This window comes from Desulfovibrio sp. (genome assembly GCF_034006445.1).
Taxonomy (GTDB): Bacteria; Desulfobacterota; Desulfovibrionia; order Desulfovibrionales; family Desulfovibrionaceae; genus Desulfovibrio.
Genome location: NZ_JAVESS010000001.1, coordinates 166,588 through 189,479, shown reverse-complemented (window position 1 = coordinate 189,479; position 22,892 = coordinate 166,588). Strand labels below are relative to the sequence as shown.

Annotated in this window: 14 protein-coding genes; 8 read left to right on the top strand and 6 right to left on the bottom strand. The window is 57.3% G+C overall.

Translation table 11 applies throughout. The features are described 5' to 3' along the window. Positions 1-39 precede the first annotated feature (39 nt). Together groL and uvsE are read left to right on the top strand one after the other, a co-directional pair. Positions 40-1,689 (top strand): chaperonin GroEL, encoded by a 1,650-nt coding sequence (groL, locus tag RBR41_RS00820; RefSeq protein ID WP_320350224.1) that lies wholly within the window; start codon positions 40-42, stop codon positions 1,687-1,689. Between the two features lie 80 nt (positions 1,690-1,769). Further along, the gene (gene uvsE, locus RBR41_RS00815; protein ID WP_320350222.1) at positions 1,770-3,026 is read left to right on the top strand and encodes a UV DNA damage repair endonuclease UvsE; all 1,257 of its coding nucleotides are present in this window, start codon (positions 1,770-1,772) and stop codon (positions 3,024-3,026) included. 297 nt (positions 3,027-3,323) lie between these two features. On the opposite strand, the gene RBR41_RS00810 is transcribed toward uvsE, so the two are convergent. From RBR41_RS00810 to RBR41_RS00800, 3 genes are all read right to left on the bottom strand, one after another. After that, positions 3,324-6,899: a PEP/pyruvate-binding domain-containing protein gene (locus tag RBR41_RS00810; RefSeq protein WP_320350221.1), complete on the bottom strand. Its 3,576-nt coding sequence runs from the start codon at positions 6,897-6,899 to the stop codon at positions 3,324-3,326. Positions 6,900-7,412: 513 nt separating this feature from the next. Next, on the bottom strand, positions 7,413-11,114 hold the full coding sequence (locus RBR41_RS00805; RefSeq protein WP_320350220.1) for a pyruvate carboxylase: 3,702 nt from the start codon (positions 11,112-11,114) through the stop codon (positions 7,413-7,415). Between the two features lie 5 nt (positions 11,115-11,119). Further along, complete coding sequence (locus tag RBR41_RS00800; protein WP_320350219.1) at positions 11,120-11,899, bottom strand: biotin--[acetyl-CoA-carboxylase] ligase; 780 nt, start codon at positions 11,897-11,899, stop codon at positions 11,120-11,122. 52 nt (positions 11,900-11,951) lie between these two features. On the opposite strand from RBR41_RS00800, the gene RBR41_RS00795 reads away from it, so the two are divergent. After that, on the top strand, positions 11,952-13,049 hold the full coding sequence (locus RBR41_RS00795; protein WP_320350217.1) for an HD domain-containing protein: 1,098 nt from the start codon (positions 11,952-11,954) through the stop codon (positions 13,047-13,049). A gap of 288 nt (positions 13,050-13,337) precedes the next feature. Here RBR41_RS00795 and ybeY read toward each other — a convergent pair whose 3' ends face one another. The 3 genes from ybeY to RBR41_RS00780 form a co-directional block, all read right to left on the bottom strand. Continuing rightward, entirely contained in the window at positions 13,338-13,736 is a 399-nt protein-coding gene (ybeY, locus tag RBR41_RS00790) for an rRNA maturation RNase YbeY (RefSeq protein ID WP_320350821.1), read from the bottom strand. A 125-nt stretch (positions 13,737-13,861) separates the two neighbouring features. After that, positions 13,862-16,504 (bottom strand): HDIG domain-containing metalloprotein, encoded by a 2,643-nt coding sequence (locus RBR41_RS00785; RefSeq protein WP_320350216.1) that lies wholly within the window; start codon positions 16,502-16,504, stop codon positions 13,862-13,864. Beyond that, the gene (locus RBR41_RS00780; RefSeq protein ID WP_320350214.1) at positions 16,470-17,468 is read right to left on the bottom strand and encodes a PhoH family protein; all 999 of its coding nucleotides are present in this window, start codon (positions 17,466-17,468) and stop codon (positions 16,470-16,472) included. The genes RBR41_RS00785 and RBR41_RS00780 overlap by 35 nt, the downstream gene beginning before the upstream one ends. Before the next feature lie 197 nt (positions 17,469-17,665). Here RBR41_RS00780 and RBR41_RS00775 point away from each other — a divergent pair, with 197 nt between their 5' ends. The 5 genes from RBR41_RS00775 (at position 17,666) to RBR41_RS00755 (ending at position 22,654) form a co-directional block, all read left to right on the top strand. After that, complete coding sequence (locus tag RBR41_RS00775) at positions 17,666-18,895, top strand: hypothetical protein (RefSeq protein ID WP_320350213.1); 1,230 nt, start codon at positions 17,666-17,668, stop codon at positions 18,893-18,895. Between the two features lie 552 nt (positions 18,896-19,447). After that, positions 19,448-20,356, top strand: coding sequence for a glutamate/aspartate ABC transporter substrate-binding protein (locus tag RBR41_RS00770; RefSeq protein ID WP_320350212.1), 909 nt, complete (start codon positions 19,448-19,450; stop codon positions 20,354-20,356). A gap of 129 nt (positions 20,357-20,485) precedes the next feature. Continuing rightward, complete coding sequence (locus tag RBR41_RS00765; RefSeq protein WP_320350209.1) at positions 20,486-21,235, top strand: amino acid ABC transporter permease; 750 nt, start codon at positions 20,486-20,488, stop codon at positions 21,233-21,235. Continuing rightward, the gene (gene gltK, locus RBR41_RS00760) at positions 21,228-21,905 is read left to right on the top strand and encodes a glutamate/aspartate ABC transporter permease GltK (RefSeq protein ID WP_320350207.1); all 678 of its coding nucleotides are present in this window, start codon (positions 21,228-21,230) and stop codon (positions 21,903-21,905) included. Before RBR41_RS00765 ends, gltK begins: the two co-directional genes overlap by 8 nt. A 20-nt stretch (positions 21,906-21,925) precedes the next feature. Then, on the top strand, positions 21,926-22,654 hold the full coding sequence (locus tag RBR41_RS00755; protein WP_320350819.1) for an amino acid ABC transporter ATP-binding protein: 729 nt from the start codon (positions 21,926-21,928) through the stop codon (positions 22,652-22,654). Positions 22,655-22,892: the final 238 nt, after the last annotated feature.

The window sequence follows — 22,892 nt, the reverse complement described above, 5'->3', positions numbered from 1 at the left end:
CCCACCTTTGCCGCATTACCACTAGGAGGAAATGTCCCAATGTCTGCTAAAGAAATTTTTTTTGATGTCAAAGCCCGTGAAAAACTTTCCCGTGGCGTCGATAAGCTTGCCAACGCCGTCAAGGTCACCCTTGGCCCCAAAGGCCGCAACGTGGTCATTGAAAAGTCGTTTGGCGCTCCCGTCATCACCAAGGACGGCGTAACGGTTGCCAAGGAAATCGAACTTTCCGACAAGTTTGAAAACATGGGCGCTCAGCTCGTCAAGGAAGTGGCCTCCAAAACTTCCGATGCCGCTGGCGACGGTACCACCACCGCCACCATTCTGGCTCAGGCCATCTACCGCGAAGGCATCAAGCTTGTGGCCGCCGGCCGCAACCCCATGGCCATCAAGCGCGGCATCGACAAGGCTGTTGAAGGCCTGATCGCCGAACTGGCCAATCTTGCCAAGCCTACCCGCGACCAGAAAGAAATTGCCCAGATCGGCACCATTTCTGCCAACTCCGACACCACCATCGGCAACATCATTGCCGAGGCCATGTCCAAAGTGGGCAAGGAAGGCGTCATCACGGTTGAAGAAGCCAAGGGCCTCGAAACCACCATGGACGTGGTGGAAGGCATGCGCTTTGACCGCGGCTACCTTTCCCCCTACTTCGTGACCAATCCCGAAAAGATGGTCTGCGAAATGGACAATCCTTACATCCTGTGCACGGAAAAGAAAATCTCCAGCATGAAAGACATGCTGCCCGTGCTTGAGCAGGTTGCCAAGGTGAACCGTCCCCTCATGATCATCGCTGAAGACGTGGAAGGCGAAGCCCTGGCCACCCTGGTGGTCAACAAGCTGCGCGGCGCTCTTCAGGTTGTGGCCGTGAAGGCTCCTGGCTTCGGCGACCGCCGCAAGGCCATGCTTCAGGACATCGCCGTGCTGACCGGCGGCCAGGTGGCTTCCGACGACACCGGCTCCAAGCTTGAAAACATGAGCCTGGCCGAACTTGGCACCGCCAAGCGCATCGTCATCGACAAGGAAAACACCACTGTTGTTGACGGCGCTGGCAAGAGCGAAGACATCAAGGCCCGCGTGAAGCAGATCCGCGCCCAGATCGAAGACAGCACCTCCGACTATGACCGCGAAAAGCTGCAGGAACGTCTTGCCAAGCTGGTGGGCGGCGTGGCCGTGGTGCATGTGGGCGCTGCCACTGAAGTGGAAATGAAGGAAAAGAAAGACCGCGTTGAAGACGCCCTCAATGCCACCCGCGCTGCCGTGGAAGAAGGTATTGTGCCTGGCGGCGGTACCGCCCTCATCCGCGTGGCCAAAATCCTTTGCGACATCAAGCCCGCTGACGACGACGAACTGGCTGGCGTGAACATCATCCGCCGCGCCATTGAAGAGCCCCTGCGCCAGATCGCCCACAATGCCGGCTTTGAAGGCTCCATCGTGGTCGAAAGGGTGCGTGAAGGCAAGGACGGCTTCGGTTTCAACGCCGCCACCGGCGACTACGAAGACCTCATCAAGGTTGGCGTCATCGACCCCAAAAAGGTCACCCGTACGGCCCTGCAGAATGCCGCTTCCGTGGCTTCCCTGCTGCTGACCACCGAATGCGCCATTGCCGAAAAGCCCGAACCCAAGAAAGACGCTGCCATGCCTGACATGGGCGGCATGGGTGGAATGGGCGGCATGGGCGGCATGTACTAAGCCAGCCCGGCGCTTCCCGATTTGTAGAATGACAAAGCCCCCGCGCAAGCGGGGGCTTTTTTGCACCAGAGGTATTTTTTATGATCCGCTACGGCTTTGCCTGTAAAACCGTTGGTCTGCCCGGGGCGGCGCAAAGCAGCCTTACCCTGGCGCACGCGAGCCGCGACAACCTTCTGGCCGTCAGCCGGAACAATCTGGGCGCGCTGGAAGCCATGCTGCGCTATTGCCGCAGCGAGTGCCTTGCACTCATGCGTATCAGTTCCGACTGTATCCCGCTGGCCTCGCATGAGACCACTGATTTTGACTGGCAGGCCGCATTGCGGCCGGAGCTTGAAAATCTGGCCGCCCTTGCGCGCCAAAGCGGCGTACGTCTTTCCATGCATCCCGGCCAGTACACGGTGCTCAATTCCCCTCGTGAAGATGTGGTGCGTAAAGCCGTGGCCGACCTTGCCTATCACGCGGCCTTTCTTGACGCCCTGCAGGCTGGCCCGGAGTGCCGCATAATCCTGCATTTGGGCGGGGGCTATGGCGACAGGGCTTCGGCGTTGCAAAGGCTGCGCGACAATCTTGCTGCTTTGCCCGATGCTATCCTGCACCGGCTGGCCCTGGAAAATGACGAGCGCATCTACACCATTGAGGATGTTCTGGCAGTGTGCCACGACTTTGCACTGCCCGCCATTTTTGACATTTTTCATCACGAGCTGAACCCGCCCCCGCACGGTGACATGCAGCACTGGCTTGACCTCGCAGGGGCTACCTGGAACGCCCGTAGCGGACGCCAGAAAATCCATTATTCGCAGCAGCTGGCGGGCGGCAAAGCGGGCATGCACTCCCTCACCATCGCCATGCGCCCTTTCATGCAGATGCACGGCCTGCTGGAAGAACGCGAACTTGATGTCATGCTGGAAGTGAAGGACAAAAACCTCTCTGCCATCAAATGCGCAAATCTGACCGAGCCAGACCTGCCGCGTAAAAACCTCACGGAAGAATGGGCGCGCTACAAGTATCTCGTGCTGGAGCGCAGCCCCAACGCCTATTCCGCCATACGCCAGTTGCTCAAAAGCGATTGTCCTGCAGCGGAAGCCTTTTACGCCCTGCTTGAAGATGCCCTTGCCTGCGATCTTGAGCCAGGCAAGGCCAGAAATGCCGCCGAACACGTCTGGGGCTATGTAAGCAAAAAGGCGACAGCCAGTGAATCAGCCCGCATGCTCGCAGACCTTGAACTTCTGGGCAAAGACCTTGCGCCGCTGCCTCGCATCAAGCGTAAACTGCTGGCCCTGGCGGCAAGCGAAGGTGAAGAGTACCTGTTGCACAGCCTTTACTTTTATCTGAATTAAATTTGACTCCCTTTGGATGCATCTTGGCAAAAATTGAAGATGTCCGTCCGGGCGTTAGTCACTACAAAAAAAGCGCAATAACCCGCGCCCCCTGCCGTCATGACGAGCGCTTGCCATGCAGCCGGCAACGTTCGTTCACGGTGAAATTTTACAGCGCCTGCCTATGCCGGAAAGGGAAGCCGACCATCCGGCCCGAACGTAGTTCCACACCAGGCAAAAATGCCAAAACGGCCCGAAACCAAAAAGGTTTCGGGCCGTTTTGCTGTCAGGCTCTGAAGCCTGTGAGGTTCTTTGGTGCTATTCCTGTATGGAACGGGCTGCCGCAAGGGCCTGGGCCTGTTCCTCAAAGTTCTGGAAGCCTGCATGGTGCAGGGCGTCCAGCACGGTATCGTCCCAGTTCCACGTGGCATAGATCACAGGCTTGTGGAAAGTGGAACGGAAGCTTTGCAGCTCCGACCGGTAGAAGTCTTCCTTGGGCGTGTCGAGATGCTCGCGGAACTGCTCGTGACGGCGCTGCAACTCCCCTTCGTACCATTCCAGGATATCCTGCGGATCCTTGTATTTCTTGAGGATATGCCCGTACCCGGCCTTTTCCATAAGCCCCGCCAGGCGCTGGTGGTGCTGCTGGCCGAGCCATTTGCCGAGATCGGAAGTGGGGATGTTTTCCCCTTCCACGGCGGCAATGTCGAACACGGTCTGGTAATAGGTGTCAGGCACCACCGAGGCGGACGTAATGCCCGCAATGGCCACCAGGCCGCGCAGGATAAGGCTGTTGGACACGCCCTGACCGCAGAAGCCCACCTTTTTGCCGTACTTGAGTCCGGTGAAGATGCTCACCAGAATAGCCCAGATAACGGCTGGGTCTTCTTCATCATAGATGTGCGCAAGGCGCGCATTGTCGCGGTCGGTAGCCAGCACCATCTGGGTCATGTCATTGGAGCCGATGGAGAAACCGTCAAACTCCGAAATGAACTGCTTGGCCAGAATTGCGTTGGAGGGCAACTCGGACATGAGGATAATCTTGAGGCCGTCCTGACCGCTCTTGAGCTTGTGCACCTGTTCAAGATAGCTGCGCATGGAGCGGGCTTCTTCAAGGGTGCGCACAAAGGGCAGCATCATCCGCAGATTGCAGCCGCCGTATACGCCCCGCGCCAGTTTGAAGGCCTCAATTTCCCAGTCATGGATGTTGCGCGAAACGCCGCGGTACCCGAGCATGGGGTTGTCTTCAAAATGTTCGAAGAGATTGCCGCCAAGCAGGTTGCGGTATTCGTTGCTCTTGAAGTCCGTCGTGCGATAGGTGATGGGCTTGCCGTAGAAGGCCATGGCAAAGAGCGCCAGGTTCTGGGCAAGGGTTTGCACATAATGCTCCTTGCCGGTACGGAAGCCACGAGCCTTGATGATGCTGTGGATTTTTTCCGGCAGGTTGCGCACGTCGTCCATTTCTTTCTTGAGGCCGGAGCGCAGCCCCACCTCTTCACGCAGGTGGGCGATGTTGTCCATAAGACGCATCACGCCCGGCAGGTCCTTGATGCGCTTCACATGGGCTTCAACGCTGGCTTCAATTTCGGCAATGCGCTTGCCGGATTCGGGGTCAGAGCTGTTTTGCAGGGCAAGTTCGTCGTCATAGCCCATAATAATGCGCACATGGTCAGCCAGATCGGGCGAAGTCTTGAGAACCTCGATGCGGCGCGAGGCCATCTCCATATGCTGGTCAATCTTGTGATCCAGCTCGCGCATTTTGCGGTGCTGCAACAGCACGTCTTCGGCATTGAGGTTTTTGCTGGTGTCGGCCAGGGCACCCAGTTCGGCGGCAAGGCCAGTAACCTCGCCCACGTATTCGCGCAGGTTAAGATTAAAGACTATGAGCCCGACGGACATCTGCTCGCGCAGAACCTTGGAAAGGCGGTCTTCCAGCTCCTTCAGCTTGGCATGCACCACCCCTTCAAGCTCGCCCTTGTCAAAGGCTTCCAGGGCTTGCGGGTGGATGCTGATATTGCCCAGCATGAATTCCGCGCGCAACAGACCCACTTCAAACTGGTCAAAATCGCGCAGGCGTGAAAGAAAGAGCGCCTGACCCACGTCGGCAAGCACAAGGCCGACCTTGGTCTTGGTGGCAGGCAGCTTGGCCACGTCCATTTCGCCGCCAACTTCGTGCAGAGGCAGCAGGCCGCGGTACACACGTCCGCGCGTACCGTCAACCGTAACCTCGGCGCCGTCCAGGGCGCGCAGCACATCAAGGCGCTGAATGCCGATAACGGCGGCAATGCCGAGTTCACGCGAAGTGATGGCGGCATGGCTTGTGTCGCCGCCCACGTCAGCCATAATGGCGGAGGCCACACGCATACCCGGCACCATGTCCGGGTCGGTGCGCTCGGCGGCAAGCACGTCGCCCTTGGCAATCTTGTTGAGCTCCAGGGCCGAACGCAAAAAGCGCACCGTACCCTGACCCGCCCCGCGTGAAGCACCATTGCCCTCTACCAGCACTTCAGCTCCATCCGCGGCCTTGGGATCAACTTCGCGGCGACGCATGAAGATGGTCGTGGGGTGCAATTCCAGGTCTTCATTCCAGCGGGTTTCAGGCCGGGCCTGCACGAACCAGAGCTTGTCATTGGCGTCAATACAGAATTCCGTGTCCATAATCATGCCGTCGTAAGCCTTGCTTACGGCGCGCACGCCCTGGGCCACACGTTCTGCCTGGCTGAGCGAAAGCGCCCAGCGCAGCGCCTCAAGCTCGGGCACTTCCACTTCCTTGGTGCCGCCCCTTTCGTCATAAACAATCTTCATGTCCTTGCAGCCCATCTGACGGATGACAACTTCGGCACCGTCGTCGCGCTGGAAGACATACAGTTTGTCGGGCGTAACCTTGCCGCCCACAACGGCCTCGCCGAGGCCATAGCTGGCATCGATGCTCACGAGCTCCCTGCGGCTGGTGCCGCGGCAGCCGGTGGCCGTATCAGCGGAAAAGGCCGTACCGGAAATGACGGGGTTGATCATCTGCATCATGCACACAGAAAGAGACGTGTGCTCAATGGCCCACTCTTTCTTGGCGGTTTCGGCAATGGACTCGTCGCCCGTTGCTTCGGCCTTGGCCAGCGCGTCCAGAATAGCCTCGCGGCGATAGGTCATGGAGCGCAGGTTGTAGGCTGATGCACAGTCCCAGTGGTACGCTTCGACAACCTTTTCTTCACCCACCATGTTCAGATAGGTGTCCTGCAGGCCGGCAAAGGCTTTTTTGCGCGAGTCTTCGCCAGCGGCGGAAGAACGCACGGCCACAGGGGTCATGTCGTCGGAATTGTCCTGACAGATCTCGCGGTACGCCCCGCGCACAGCCTCGCTTACCTCGGAGGGAACCTCCACGGAAAGGATGGCCGCCTGAACAATGACAGAGCGCTTGCGCAACTGGTCAATGCCCTCGGGCGAGGTGGCAAAGCCTTCAACGATGTTGTTGATAAAGGTACGCAGTTTGGTGTGCGACTGCTCGCCTTCGGCCTTGGCGGCCTGATAAATCTGTTTGCCGAGCTGGCGCACAAATTTTTGCAGAAAGTCCGGGTCCTGGTTAATTTCGGGGTCGTTCCAGTCAATGCGTCCGTATTCACGGTCCACAACACTGCGCACCACGCGCCCGTTCACCTTGGTTTCATCGAGAAGCTGGTGAAAGGCCAGAGAGGATATGGCGCGAAAATACGGCGCCTGAATGCCCTCGATCTGGCTGATTAACGCTGTGTTATAGTTTTTACCACCAACAAGCAATTCCGCTTCAGGTCCAAGCTGCACAATGTCGGCACCCGTAAGCACCAGTTTTTTCTGAATGGCTTCAGGGGTATGCCCCTTGGCCTTGTTCTGCGCAGGTTTGGCGGCGGTACTCTTACCCATGTCTTCCTCCGGTTTGGGAAACAGAAGCATTGCAACCTAGGAAATTGTAGATCGGCATCGGCAAACTGTCTACAAATTACCACGCGGCAGAAGGCCCACGGCTGGTATGACAGAAATACTGATGCGCCGGCGTATCGGGGTTGCCGGCATTAGAGCAACTTCACTTTGAAATTGCTCTGGCGACTGCCTGAGCAGACGCCCGCCGCGAAGCCGTACGCGCTATTTGCTTGCGCGGCTAAGCGCCGGGGCGAGCGTACCATAAATTTTGAGAATACATTTTCTCAAAATATTCTGCTCCAGGGGTTTTGGCTTCCGGAAGACAACCTTCCGGAAGCCAAAAAGCGTCAATGTCGTGTAACCTAACGAAGCACTGATTAAAGAGCCTCCTGGAAACGCGCAGGTATTTCGTTTGGCAAGGCGCGCTCTTTTTTTGAAGCAGGAGTGGACTCTTCCGTCCTCGACTGTTTCAAAAAAGTGAAGCAAGTCCGCCAAACGGAATAAATCAGCGTTTCCCTAACTGACCTTTGAACCACAATAGGGGCAGAAGGTGATGTTTTCCATGGGAATGGGCTGACCGCAGGCTTCATTGGCGCACACACGCGGCACAGGGCCAAGCTCCACAATGAGTTCGCCCTCGCGCACAGAAACCATCTGCTTGCTTTCTTTAAAGTCAGCGGTTTTAAGCACACGTTTGACCATGCCGTCCACAGGGGCGAGCACGGCTTTTTCCTGCTTCATGATGGACACGTTGAACAGTTCCTCGCCAGCCCTGACCACGTCGCCGGGGTGCACATACATGACCCAGAGATCGCCATTGCTTGGCGCGGCCACATGGAACTGGTTGGAAGGATCGGCCATAAGTGCGCCCTTGGCGGCGGTCCCCACGGGCTGGCGCACCTGCACCTCGCTGCTCATGAACTCGGAATCCAGCACATAACGGCAGATGGATATGCCGGTCTCATTGGGCGAGGAGATGCTCAACAACTGCAGATGATGCGGCTTGCCGCTGCTGTCGTTGAAGTACAGATCCTGACCGACCTTCAGCCCTTCAAACCACACGTGCAGGGGCAGGTTGTTGGGATCGCCGAACTTGGCCTTGAATTGTATGGTCTTGAGGGCGTCCGCCGGATGATTGAGGTAGAGCACAAACTCTTCTTCATTGGGCTTGCGCTTGAGAATGTCGGCGCAGGCTTTTTCTTCCGCAGACAGGTTTATGTCCACCAGCGATTCCAGAGGCGACACCTCGGTACGGCTGGCAACGGCGTTTTTCCACTCCGCGCCGAAAGCGCTCATGTACACCCAGTCCGCAGGGAAGCCCAGAGGCAGCTTGCCGAACTTGCCAAGCAGAAGATTGCGGAAGGCATCGTTGCAGTCACGGTAGATGTGCAGACGGGCCTTGCGCATTTCCTGCGACAAATCCTCTTCCGGCGTGCGCGTCACTTCTGCAAGCACCTGAAGCAGGTAACGCACCTCGTCTTCACCGCCGCGCTTCCAGGCTCCGGTCACGGCCAGAAATGCCGTGTTCCAGGTGATCTGTGAACCCGGGGTAACGTCATGATACCGCACGATCTGGCGCGTGCCCTCAAGGAACTTGAGCATGTAGGGCAACAGGTGGATGTAGCCCTGCTTCATGGCCCCTTCCTGCGAGGAAGAAGTGGCCCCGCCGGGCATGCCATGCAGGGTGACGTCATAGTCTATGCCCTGGAAGTACGGCGCGCAGTAGCGGTCATAATACGGCATGATCTGCTTGCAGACGAAATTGGCGTCACGGATGGCGCTCTTGTCCAGATGGCACGTAAGGCCAAGTTCGTCCTCAATGTAGGCCATGGTGGACAGCACGTCGCCCTGGCCGTACGCACGCACGGCCGAACCCAGGCCCACATCGATAATGTGTGCTCCGGCTTTGGCCGCCGCGCCGCAGGAGGGCACAAAAAGGCCGTCCGTGTAGTGGCGGTGATAGTGCTGCACAAGTTCGGGCCAGGCTTTGCGTATGGCCGTGACCAGTTCCGTCATGAAGCGCGGGGGGCAGACCCCGGCCATATCCTTGAGACCCAGAATGATGTGCCGCGAAGCTTCCTTGGGGTCCACGCCCATGACGCTGGCAACCATGCGCAACATGGCTTCCGTGACGCCAAGGTAGTGCTGCACGTCAAAACCCTTGGCCCAGGACATGGAGATGGCGGGTTCGAAAATGACGTCATTGCGGTTAAGAACCACTTCGGCCATGGGCCGCATGTTTTCAATATGGTTCAAAAAGTCAAAGCAGCGGATGATCTGGTAATGGTCACAGATCATTTCTCCGGTCTTGAGCATGAGGTTGCGGGGCTGCGGCGTATAGCCCAGCACGTTGGTGGAGCGCACCAGAAGCTGCTTCATGGTCTTGGGGGCAAAGCGGTTCCATTCCTTCGCTTCGGTGAAGGGATAGGTCATATTGGCCAGCATGGCCACGTGGAAGTGCGCGCCGCCGCCATTTTCAATGGAGAAGTACCCCACGTTGTCCAGATACGGGCCAATAAGCCGGTCTTCGGCAAGGCGGAAGCGGTTGCCGGAATTGGACTGGGTGAAGTCGCGCGGTGTGGTGTCGGTAAAATGCACCTTCCCGGAATCACGGATGTAATCCAGGGTAGCCAGACGGTCGCCCTGCGGATAGGGCGAAGGCTGCCGCCGCTGCGCCGAAGTGATGGCGGGCATTACCGGCTCAAAGGGGCCAAGACAGGGCGTGGTATCCGAGCGGTATTCCCCCAGCTGCACGTAGGGATTGAAACCCTTGGCGGATATTTCGGCCACCAGCTTGGAAAGGCGTTCGCCCTCGGGAGCAAGGTCGGTATAAACCATGAGCTCCGGATGGTTGGCGATAAAGTTGGTGTTGATGTTGCCCTGGCGGAACAGGGGATTTTTTATGAGCTGGCGGTAGAAAGGAATGGTGGTCTTGATGCCGCCAATGACATATTCGCTGAGCGCGCGCTCCATGATGCCAAGGGTCTTTTCCCAGTCATGGGCATAGGAAATGAGCAGAGCGCCCGCCGAATCGTAGTTGGCAGGGAACTCGTACCCGGCGCTGATGTTGGAGTCCAGGCGAACGCCAGGGCCACCGGGCGACACGTAGCGCGAAATGAGGCCGGAGTTGGGGGCAAAGTTGTCCTGCGGATTCTCGCAGTTGATGCGCACCTGCATGGCGCAGTACGAGGGACGCAGATTTTCTTCGCGGTAGCGTAGTTCTGCGCCAAAGGCCACGGCGATCTGCTCTTCAACCAGGTCGATGCCGTAGCGGCATTCGGTGATGCCGTGCTCCACCTGCAGCCGGGTATTGACCTCGATAAGATAGGGCGTGCCTTCGGGCGTGACCAGAAACTCCACCGTTGCCAGGCTGTGATAGCCCACCGCGCGCACCAGGCGGCGCGAGTAGTCCTTGAGCCGCTCGCGCAGGTTGCGCGAGAGACCCGACCAGGGCGAGGGGGTTATCTCAATGAGTTTCTGGTGATTGCGCTGCACGGTACAGTCGCGTTCATCAAAGGCAAAGACATTGCCGTACATGTCGGCAATGACCTGGATTTCAATGTGGCGCACGTCAGCGAGAAACTTCTCCACAAACAGGCGCGGGTTGCCAAAAGAAGCCTGCGCCATGGTGGAAGCCTTGAAAAAGGCGTCCTCAAGTTCAGCTTCATTGTGAATGGCGAAAATACCGCGACCGCCGCCGCCGCCTTCAGCCTTGAGCATGATGGGCAGCCCCATCTCGCTGATAAGCTTTTTGGCCGTGGGGACGTCAACCGCGCCGTCCGAACCGGGAACCACAGGAATGCCGAGCTTTCGCGCTACTTCCCGCGCCTGAACCTTGTTGCCGAGCAGGTTCATGGCCTCGGCGGTGGCGCCGATAAAGGTAATGCCCGCTTCTTTGCAGCGCGCGGGAAAACGCGTGTCTTCAGAGGCGAACCCCCAGCCGGGGTGGATGCCAACGACGCCGCGCTGCTTGGCCTTGGCGATGACGCCATCAATGTCCAGGTAGGCGCGCGGTTCTGCTCCCAGCAGAACCAGCTCCTGAGCGGTGGAGGCCGCCGGAGCGGTTTTGTCCACATCAGTGGCGGTCATGGCTGCCACGGCGTCGAACCGTTCCCGAATGGAACGGCAGATGCGCCTGCCCGGAATACCCCGGTTGGCGACAAGTATTACCTTACCCTTCAAAAAATCTTGCACTTCCGCGAATGTCTTGTTGCCCATGCCTTTTAACCCTTTACTGCTGCTCTGCCAGTTAGCAGAAGGCTTCCGCTGAAAAATTCCTCAAGCCGTCCGTTTCGGTTAAGACAAAGGCCGCCTGCCGGGCTTAAACCCGCCAACCAGCCGCGCACAATGCGCCCATCGTCGCGCAGCTCCACATTTTTTCCACGCCACAGCAAAAGACTGTCGGCGCGCTTTTTCCACTGCTCGGAAAATGAGTGGCAGTCAATATATGCTGAATGAATGAGCATTACAAGCCGTTGCCATAGGGCTTCCGCTGTAGAATTATATTGCCCCTCCGCATGCCTGCAAGCGTCACGCAGACAGGTGGCCTCCATGGCGGCGTCTGCCCGTAATATGGCGGCTGGCGGGGAAAAATCCACGTTGATGCCCATACCCGCCAGCAGTATGCCGCCGCGCTCCTCAAGCAAAATGCCCGCCAATTTTTTGGGCTGCCCGTCAGCGTCCACAATAACAATATCGTTAGGCCACTTGAGCTGTACAGGCCAGCCCTCGCTCCGCAGGGCTTTTGCCAATAAAAACGCTGTGGCCGGAGCCGCTGCGGAACCGTCAAAAGGTGGGGTCACCGGCAACCGCAAGGCCACATAGATATTGCCCGGCGGCGAATACCAGGAGCGCCGCAACTGCCCGCGCCCGGCGCTCTGGGCGGCGCACTGCACGCTGTCCCACGGCGCAAGCAGGCCGCTGGCGGCCATATGCATGGCGGCATCAAGGCATGAGGCCAGATGTCCAAAGCGCCAGATGGCGGGCGGGCGCGAATCCGGCATTGAAGCCACCTCCTCGCTTCCCTCATGTGGATGACTGTGACATACTGCGACCATGGAACTTTACCTCGTTGGCGGCGCGGTGCGCGACATGCTGGTGGGCCGGACGCCCACGGAACTGGATTTCGCCTTTGACGGCACTGTGGAAGATTTTCTGGATGCTCATCCCCATGCCCGCCGTGTGGGCAAAAGCGTGCACGTTTGCCTGTGGCGCGGGCGTGAATGCATGCCCCTGCGCGGGAACAGCCCCGAAAATGACCTCATGGCGCGTGACCTCACGGTCAATGCCCTGGCCCTGGACAGCGCGGGAAGACTGTACTCGCACCCACAGGCCCTTCACGATCTGCGGCGGCGCATTCTGCGCCCGGCCTCTCCCACGTCTTTTGCCTGCGATCCCACAAGAATTTTCCGCCTGGCGCGCTTTGCCGCCGCCTGGCCTGACTGGAGCATTGACAAAAACGCCTTTGAGCAGATGCGCGCCCTTTCGGCAGCGGAACTGGCCGCTCTGCCCGCCGAACGTGTGGGGCGCGAGATTCTCAAGGCTCTGGGGGCTCCGGCTCCTGGCCGCTTTTTTCGCGTGCTGGCCCAGGGGCAAGCCTTGCGGCCCTGGCTGGCGGAACTGGACGAAGCGAGCCGAATTCCGGCGGGCCCGGCGCAATGGCACAACAACTCGGTTCTTGGGCACAGCCTGCGCATTATGGACATGGTCGCTGGCGACGCACTGACGGCCTGGATGGCGCTTTGTCATGATCTCGGAAAAATCCAGACCGATCCTGCCCTGCTGCCGCATCACTACGGCCATGAAAAACGTGGTGTTGCCCTGAGCGCGGAACTGGCGCGCCGCTTGCGCCTGCCAGTCCGTTTTGCCAAAGCCGGAGCGATCGCGGCAGCCGAACATATGAAAGGCGGCATGTATTCAATGCTTCGGCCCGGAACCCGCCGCGACCTGCTCTGGCGGGTTCACGCATCAGGGCTTGACCAGCGTTTCTGGCGCCTGGTGGATGCGGACAGCGGCAGCCCTCTCAGCACTATGGCTCTTGCACATCTGGCTGTGCTTCTTGATTTGCGTCTGCCAGAGGAGTGGCGCGACAAAGGGGAAATTTCAGCCAGAAAGCTGCGGGACCTACATTGTCAGGCACTGGCAAAACTTTAGGGAAACGCTGATTTATTTCGTTTGGCGGACTTGCTTCACTTTTTTTGAAACAGTCGAGGACGGAAGAGTCCACTCCTGCTTCAAAAAAACTCGCGCCTTGCCAGACGAAATACCAGCGCGTTTCCAGAAGATTCTTTAATCAGTGCTTCCCTGGGGCAAACCAAATAATATCCGTCGTACGGGTGTCCCCTCGCAAGGGTTACGGCACACCGCAACGACGTTTTCCCGCGCAAACTCCTGCGCCCTCGCCTTCACGGCCGCTCGTCCGCCCACGATCCGCCGCTCACATCAAAAAGACACTGCACAAACCGGCTCCGCGCCCTTTTCATTGCACAGGGCCATGCAGCCCGCATCCATGCAGCCTTCACAAAGGGCATCCATGGCCGGGCCGTGATCCAGTCCGCACAAATGCCCCATGCCGTGGGCCAGAAGCCGCACGGCATGCTCGGACGGATCCTGCCCGTACAGCAGGCACTCCCTGCGCAGCGTGTCCAGCGAAAGCAGTAAAACTCCGGGAGCGTCCGCCCCGCCGGGAAAGGAAAGAATATTGGTGGGGCCAGTGCAGCCGAGATGCCTGGCGTTGGCATCTGCAATGGCGGCATCGTCCAGTAAGAAAAGCTCCACTTCCGCCGGAACCTGAAATTCTTCGGCGGCACGCGGAGCCGCAGCCGGAAGGGCTTCAAGCATGGCCTCAAGCGCTGTTTCCATCTGACGCCAGTGGAGCGGCGTGAAGGCAGCGCCCTGAGGGTAATGGCAAAAGATGCGAACCCGTCCGCCGCCTTTTGCGCGCGCGAGGGATGAAGAAAACAATGTCACCGCGCGCCTTTGTCCGAAGGTTTTTGCCACGCACCCTGCTCTGGCTGGGCTTGCCCTGGCTGGTCTGGCTGCGCCCCGGCGGCGGTAAGATCCGGGCGGCCGCCATTTGTGGGCGCGGCAGACGTCCTTTCGGTTTTCGCATTTTCCGTGTTGCCATTCATCGCCCCGCCCTGCGATGCGGCATAAGGCGTAACAACAGGAACATAGGGAAGCACAGGCATACCCGCAGCCGGGGAGGCAGTGCCTCCGTTCTCGCCACTGGGCTCCTGCCGGGCGTCAGCCTTGCTTTCCCGCCGGGCTTCAGGCGTGCCATTGGGCTTGCCCTCCGGTTTGGCATCCGGCTTACCATCGGCCTTTCCTTCAGGCTTGCCGTCGGGCTTTCCTTCAGGCTTGCCTTCAGGCTTAGCGTCGGCCTTACCCCCGACCTTGCTGGCAACGTCGCGAATTTTGGCGTCGGGATAGGCAATACGCTGGTGAAAAATACCCGTAAGGATGCGCTGGAAATTCTCGCTGAGATAATGCAGATCCTTGAACGTCAGCTCGGACTCGTCCAACTGCCCTTCGGAGAAAATCCCCTTGATGATGGCGTCAATATGGCTCTTGATGCGTGCCGGGGTAGGATCGGTGAGCGTACGGCTTGAAGCCTCCACCGAGTCGGCCAGCATGAGAATGGCGGCTTCCTTGGTCTGCGGCCTTGGCCCCAGATAGCTGTAATCGGACTCTCTGGGTTTTTCGCCCAAATTGAGGGCTTTCTGGTAAAAATAGCGGATGATGCGCGTACCGTGGTGCTGGCTGATGATATCTACAATGTCCTGGCCCAGCTTGTAGCGTTCGGCCAGTTCCGTGCCTTTTTTGACATGGGACAGCAGGATGAGCGCGCTCATGGACGGCGCCAGCTTGTCGTGCTTGTTGTGACCGCCAAACTGGTTTTCGATGAAATACTCAGGGTAGGACAGCTTGCCCACGTCATGATAGAGCGCCGCCACCTTGCACAGCAGGCTGTTGGCGCCAATGGCCTTGGCCCCGGCTTCCACCATGTTGGATACCACCAGCGAATGGTGATAGGTGCCGGGCACCGTCACCATAAGTTCCTGCATGAGCGGCTGTTCAAGGCTCATGAGTTCCATCAGGCGGAAGCGCGTACTGTAGCCAAAGCTCAGTTCCAGCACGGGGCTGACGGCAAAAAGCAGGATGAGCGACAGCAGGCTGTTGATGGCCACTGCGGCAAGCTGCATAGGCAGTTCGGCCGGGGCCGTCTGCGACAGCAGGGCTGTGCCGAACCAGATGAGCGACTGGCCTATGGTCAGGGGCACGATGCTCCACACCACATCCTGACGGCTCTGGGCGTTGGTCACAAGCCATGTGGCCAGCATGCCCCCAAGAAACTGGAACAGAAAGAAGTAAAAATCTTCCTGAAACATGAGCATGGTGAAGAACGACAGCAAAAGCCCCATGGTGCAGTAGCGACGGGCCGCAAAGACCATGGCCACAAGCCCCACGGCGCCCGCCACGGGAAAGCCCAGGCCCAGGGTATTGAGAAAGGTCACGCTGTCCATGCGCAGACCAAGCACATAGACAATCTTAGCCCCTACGCTAAAAAGCAGAAGCAGCAGCGAAATCAGCAGCATATCCTTACAGCGTAACGGGGTTCCGGGTTTGCCGCTGGGTGCGACAAAAAAACCGACGCTCAGGAGCAGGGAACACAAAAAGGTTCCCATGGCCGTGCCCCAATGCATGGGGTCAGACGCGGATTTATACAGGGTTTGCAGCTTTATCTGCTGTTCGCGGCTGACACGCTCACCCTTGCGTATCAGGAGTTCGCCCTTGAGAATTTGATAGTAAACCGGCTCCACCATGCTCATGACGGCGTTGCCGCGCTTTTGCGTGGCTTCCCGGTTAAGCGTGAGCGAGGCTGGCACTGTGGCGGAAAGCAGAATATTGATGGCCCGCCGCGACTGCGCGTTCAAGGTGGGTACCTGGCGGACGATGGAAGAAACCTCGGCCAGAAACGATTGCACGTCTGGCAGGTTGGTCACGTCCGGGCGCAGGATTTCCGTATTATTATCAAGATTGCGGATGATGACGCCGCTGCGTCCGACCCTGGCCGAACGTATGTCGCCCACAAGCCCTTCGGCCATATGCTCGCGGATGCTGGGCAGCAGCGTTTTCAGCAGATAGGACTGAACATCGGGATGCGACAGTTCGGGCAGCACCTCATCAGTCACGGGCGGGGTCAGCTCGTCGGCCAGGCGCTGCAAAGGGCCTTCCTGGGATTTGTAGTCCACCCCGTTATTCAGGCTGCGCAAAATTTCCACAATGCGGTTTTGAAAAGCCACATAGGGTTCCAGGCTCAGGTCATACACAGGCGGCTGCAAGAACAGCACCTGCTTGCGGCGCGCCTTGGTGGCCTGCGTATCTTCCACAAGAATGTCGCGGTCGGCGATAACGTCAGAATCCGCCACCTGCCCGGCCACATAGATTCTGGGCACCACTTCAAAATTGGCCCCGGCCAGAAGCGACAGGGCAAAAAAAGTAATGATGAGGGCTGCCAGCCCCCAACCGCAATGATGCCGCGCCCTCAATGCATGAATGAGAGCCAGGAAGCTAGCTGGTCGTGCCGTCTTTTTCTGCGTTATCATAAGCGTTTACAATGGCTCCCACCAAAGGATGGCGCACAACGTCAGCTTTGCTGAAGCGGTGTACGGCCAAACCAGGCACATCAGGAAGGATGTTTAGTGCATGAATGAGCCCTGAACGCGGACGCTGGCCCCCAGGCTGCATAGGCAGATCAATCTGCGTAATATCGCCGGTAACGACCATCCGCGAGCCAAAACCCATGCGCGTGAGAAACATTTTCATCTGTTCCTGAGTGGTGTTCTGGGCTTCGTCCAAAATTATGAAGGCGTCATTGAGGGTGCGCCCCCGCATAAAGGCAAGGGGGGCCACTTCAATGGAGCCTACCTCCATCATGGATGCTACCTTGGGCTGGGGCATCATATCGTGCAGGGCGTCATAGAGGGGCCGAAGGTAGGGATTGACTTTTTCCGCCAGATCGCCGGGCAGAAAACCCAGACGTTCCCCTGCTTCCACCGCTGGACGGGTGAGCACGATACGTTTGACCTTGTGCTGCTGAAACATGGACAGGGCCATGGCCACAGCCAGATAGGTTTTGCCCGTGCCAGCCGGGCCAACGGCAAAAACCAGCTCATGACGCCGTAAAAGATCAAGATAGGTGCGCTGGGCCACATTGCGGGCTGTGACCGTTTTGCGGGGCGTGTTCACAAAAACCGCGTCGCGGAAAATCTGCGACAGGTTCAGCCCGGAGTCCGCCCTGAGCATCTCGTACGCGCGCGCAAAGTCCTGCTGACTCAGAACAAGCCCGCCCCGCAGCAATTCATACAGTTGCACAAAAACATTGCACAAGACCTGACGAACATCCGCATCCGACGATTCGATCAGAATGCGGGCTCCACGGCTTGAGATGCGCGCCCCGCTGGCCACAGCCAACAGATCCAGATGCGCATTGTGGGGCCCAAATAGCTGATTCGCCAGAGCTGAATCGTCAAATTCAACGGTTTCATTCATGGACGATTGTACTGCCATGCTCGCTCTCTAGCCTATTTTATGTGGGCTGTCCATCATTGCAAGGGATACGCGCCATCTTCCCGTACGGCAAGTTTTTCCTGCGCACGCGCGCAGCGTCCCATTTGCGTGGCCATACATGGTAAAAGCTCAAAATGGCCCATATTATGCATCAGATTCAGGCAGATATTATACGGCAAGCATTACCGGGAGGAACCATGAGCATATCCAGCATCAGCAGCTATAACACGGCCTTACTGCAATGGCAGGGGCAGCAGTTGAAGAGCACAGGAACCAGCAGCTCCTCCAGCAGTTCGTCCAGTAGCCTGAGCAGTCTCCTCAGTTCCAGCAACTCCATGACCAGCCAGCTTTCCAGCATGGTTGAACTGACCAAGTACGCCATGGAATCCATGGGGCTTTCAGACAACAGCCGCGTGACGTTCAGCCAGATAACCAAATATCGTGAACAATTGCTTTCAAGCTTCAACGACAGCGTCAAGAGCGGGCTTTCGGAAATTGGGGTCAGCAACCCCGAAAACATTACCTTCACGCTGGATAAAGACGGCAAGCTGACCGCCTCAAGCTCTGACGCTTCTGACCAGAAAGCAGCCCAGGCATGGCTTGACGCCAATCCCAGCATCGGCACGGACCTGCGCTCGGCCCTTACTTCCGCCGGTGTTGACGCCAGCACCTCTGTGAATATGAAAGTAAGCAGCACAGGCAAGCTTACTGTGCTCAACACCGCTCAGACCGCCATACAGACGGCCCTTGATTCAAGCAGCGACCTGAGCACGAAGCTGCGTGCCGCCTTGAAAGAAATGGGCGTCGACCTGTCCACTCCCATGAATTTTACGCTTAATGCCGACGGACAGCTTGAGGTCAGCGGTGAAAGCGAACAGGCCGACGCAATCAATGAATGGCTTAAAAAAAATCCAGATCTGGCTCAAAAACTTACGGCCCAACTGAAAACACAGAATGTGGATTCTTCTGCCGTCAGCCTCAGGCTGGGCGCAACGGGCAATGTTCAGGTCTCGGTCAGCAATAGTGAACTCACGAACGCCCAGGCGGTACTCAGCAAAAGCACCCTGGGATCCACTATTAACAGCGGCCTGAACAGTCTTGGCGTGGACGCCGATGTCAAGTTCACCCTTCAGGTTAATACCGACGGCAGCGTCACCGTTGTCAGCGACAGCGCAGACAAGGCAAAGATACAGCAGTTTTTTGACGACAACCCTGCCCTGGTCAAACAATATCAGCAAATCGAGGCACTTTCCGGCCTTGATGACGCGCGTAAGGCCATGCAGATAGCACCGTCAGAAATGCGCAAACGCATAGAGGTGGAGTCCATGGCCGCCTGGTGGTCAGGTTCGGATAGCTCAAGTTCATATTTCGGCAGCTATTCAGACGGCAGTATGAGTGTTCTTGCAGGTCTCAATCTCAGCGTGTGACCCAAAAGCGCCCCTGTCAGTCTTTCAGGCAGCAGCGCCAGGCAAAATGTCTGGCGCTTTTTTATGGCTCGAGGTGCGTTGCCGCCCCCCATGCGCACTCTGATTTTCTTGCGCTTTGCTGGATAATTACGGCCCGATTTGCCGGTCAATTTCATAACTTGTTGACAAGAGGTTCATTATTTATAAAACTAACTAGGTTATAAGGGGCGATAACACAGATTTCTTGCCAATTTAACCTGTGCTCTTCATGGGCGGCAGCCTGCGGACCCCCCCCCGAACAAGCCGTCAAGCAATGAGGCCATGCCGACAGTGCCTGCCATGGGCGCGCTGCCGGCAGCGGACGTCTTTCCTTTTTTGAAAGCACCCTCAGCGCTTGACCGTGCAAATCGGCAGCCCTCTATATTGGTAATTTCCGCCAGTTTCCGGCCGTGCGCCGACGCTGACGGTTTACATTGGTTAAGGACCACAACTTTTCCCGCAAGGGATTTTGGGGACGTTTATCGAACAAATCCAAAGTTTGCTCCCTGCAATGCACCTTTTTAGGAGGAAACCATGACCCTGAAAAAAATCCTTTTGTCCGCGCTGGCAGGCTTGTTGCTGCTTACCGCCACCCATGCCTCTGCTCAGGCGGAAGAACTGACCGGCACCCTGAAAAAAATCAAGGAAACCGGCGTAATCGTTGTAGGGCATCGCGAATCCTCCGTACCTTTTTCGTACTATGACTTGCAGCAGAACGTCATTGGTTATGCGCAAGACTACTCCAACAAGGTTGTTGACGCTGTGAAAAAGCAGCTCAACATGCCCGACCTGAAAGTGCGTTTTGTCCCCATTACCTCGCAAAACCGCATTCCCCTGCTCCAGAACGGCACCTACGACTTCGAGTGTGGTTCAACCACCAACAATCTTGACCGCCAGCAGCAGGTGGATTTTTCCAACACCTTCTTTATTGTCGGCACCCGCCTGCTTACGCACAAAAACTCCGGCATCAAAGACTTTGACGACCTCAAGGGCAAGAATGTGGCCGTCACCGCCGGCACCACTTCCGAAATGCTGCTGAACAAGATGAACGACGAAAAGAAGCTCGGCATCAACGTCATCAGCGTCAAGGACCATGGCGATGCCTTCCGCACGGTGGAATCTGGCCGCGCCGTGGCCTTCTTTATTGACGATGCCCTGCTGGCTGGCGAACGCGCCAAGGCCAAAAAACCTGCCGACTGGGTCATCGTGGGCACCCCCCAGAGCTTTGAAGCCTACGGCTGCATGGTTCGCAAGGGCGACGCCCCCTTCAAGAAGCTGGTGGACGGCACCATTGCCGAACTGCAACTCAACGGCGAGGCTGAAAAGTCTTACCAGCGCTGGTTCAAGCAGCCCATCCCCCCCAAGGGCATGAACATGAACTTTGACATGTCCGACGAAATGAAGAACCTGTTCAAGGCCCCCAACGACAAAGCCCTGAATTAATCTTTATTTTACCTTTGATTTGCGATGCGGAGCGCCAGCCGGACATCCCGCTGGCGCTCCGCTATCAGACTTGCCGTATGCCACGCGGCAGAATGAATCACGCTTTATCTTTATGGATGGAACTTTCTGATGCAGGCTAACTGGAACTGGGGCATTTTTTTTGAACAAGCGCCGTTCGGAAACGTCACCTACCTCAACTGGTTGATTGACGGTTTTCTCACTACTGCGGCTCTTTTTATCTGTGCCTGGATTGTAGCCTTCATAGCAGGCTCTTTTTTCGGTATACTACGCACCTTGCCCAGCAAATTTTTTCGGAGCGTGGGGGCCACGTATGTTGCCATTTTTCGCAACATCCCCCTGATCGTTCAATTTTTCATCTGGTATCTGGCGGCCCCCGATCTGCTGCCGTACGACCTCAGCGTCTGGTTCAAGTCCGAGTTGAACCCCAATGCGCAGTTCTTCATTCTTTCCACCTGTGCGCTCGGGCTGTTTACAGGCGCACGCGTCTGTGAACAGGTACGGTCTGGCATTCTGGCTCTTTCGCGCGGGCAGCGCTACGCGGCCCTTGCCCTGGGCCTCACCCTGCCCCAGACCTACCGCTACGTGCTGCTTCCCAATGCCTACCGCATTATCATCCCCCCTTTGACCTCAGAAATGCTCAATATGGTCAAGAACACGGCTGTGGCTTCCACAATCGGACTGGTGGAGCTCACGTCACAGGCAAACCGTCTGCTGGAATTTTCGGGCTTTGCCTATGAATCCTTTATTGCCGTTACCCTGGCCTATGTATTTCTGAACTTTATCGTCATGCGTCTCATGAGGATGCTTGAAAAGAAAATGCGGCTGCCCTCCACAGGCATGGGAGGCAAAAATGTTTGATTTTGACTGGAGCATCATTGATCAGAGCCTGCCCCTGCTGGGTCAGGGCGTTATGGTCACGCTCAAGATAACGCTGACTTCCATTGTGCTTGGCATGGTCATCGGCACCCTTCTGGCGGTGGCGCGCATATCCATTTATGCCCCCCTGCGCTGGCTTTCGGCGGCGTATGTCAACTGCTTCCGCTCTGTGCCCCTGGTCATGGTTCTGTTGTGGTTCTACCTTATCGTACCACAATTTCTGACCAAATTTCTCAATCTTTCGCCCTTGACGGACATACGCCTTGTTTCGGCCATGGTTGCCTTTACCGCGTTTGAGGCCGCCTATTACGCTGAAATCATTCGCGCGGGCATGAACAGCGTGTCCAGAGGGCAAAACTATGCGGCCCTTGCCCTTGGCATGACCAAGTCGCAAACCCTCACCTATGTCATCCTGCCGCAGGCTTTTCGCGTCATGACGCCCCTGCTGCTGACCCAGGGCGTGATTCTGTTTCAGGATACGGCCCTCGTATACATTATAGGCCTTGCAGATTTTTTCCGCACTGCCACCAACATTGGCAAGACCACCGGCTATGAAATAGAAATGGTGCTCTTTGCGGGCGCTGGCTACTTCGTGGTCTGCTTCTGCGTTTCCCTGGCCGTAACCGTGGTAAAAAAGAGACTCAAGCTATGAATACTCCTACCGAAGAAGCAATGATTGTTTTGAACAACGTATCCAAGTGGTACGGTGATTTTAATGTGCTGCGCAACTGCACCACCAGCATCCACAAGGGCGAGGTGGTGGTTGTATGCGGGCCTTCCGGGTCGGGCAAATCAACGCTGATCAAGACTGTCAACGGGCTTGAACGCGTGGAGAACGGCCAGATATTCGTCAATGGCACTGAAGTGACCAGCAAGCGCACCAACCTTGCGGAGCTTCGCAGCCGCGTGGGCATGGTCTTTCAGCACTTTGAGCTTTTTCCCCATCTGAACATCATTCACAACCTTGTTCTCGCGCAGGAAAAAGTGCTCAAAAGAAATCGTGAAGAAGCCAGAGAAAAGGCTCTTGCCCTGCTGAGCCGGGTGGGGCTTGACCAGCATACGGAAAAGTACCCCTCGCAGCTTTCGGGCGGCCAGCAGCAGCGTGTGGCCATTGCGCGCGCCCTGTGTATGGACCCCGTGGCCATGCTTTTTGACGAACCGACCTCTGCCCTTGATCCTGAAATGATCAATGAAGTTCTGGATGTTATGGTGGAGCTTGCCTACGAGGGCATGACCATGATGGTGGTCACGCACGAAATGGGCTTTGCCCGCAAGGTTGCGCACAGGGTGCTCTTTATGGAAGAAGGACTCATTCTTGAGGACACGCCCAAGGAGCAGTTCTTTGACAGCCCGCAGACCCAGCGCGCCAAAGAATTTCTTGCCAGCATCATCTCGCACTGATTTTCGTAGCGGCGCAGCCCGTTCATGACGGAATGCGCCATATATCCAAGAGTTTCCCTCAATTACAGGAAGGCCGCCCCTCACGGGGCGGCCTTCCTGCAATTTTGTTGCGGCGCGCTGCACTCACGAGCAGCGCAAAAGCACAATAAGAGTTTTAGGGGGGGCATGGGGGAGGAGACCCTTTTGCAAAAGGGGCCCTCCCCCACAAAGACTGGCCTTTCGCCGTGAAACGACGCTA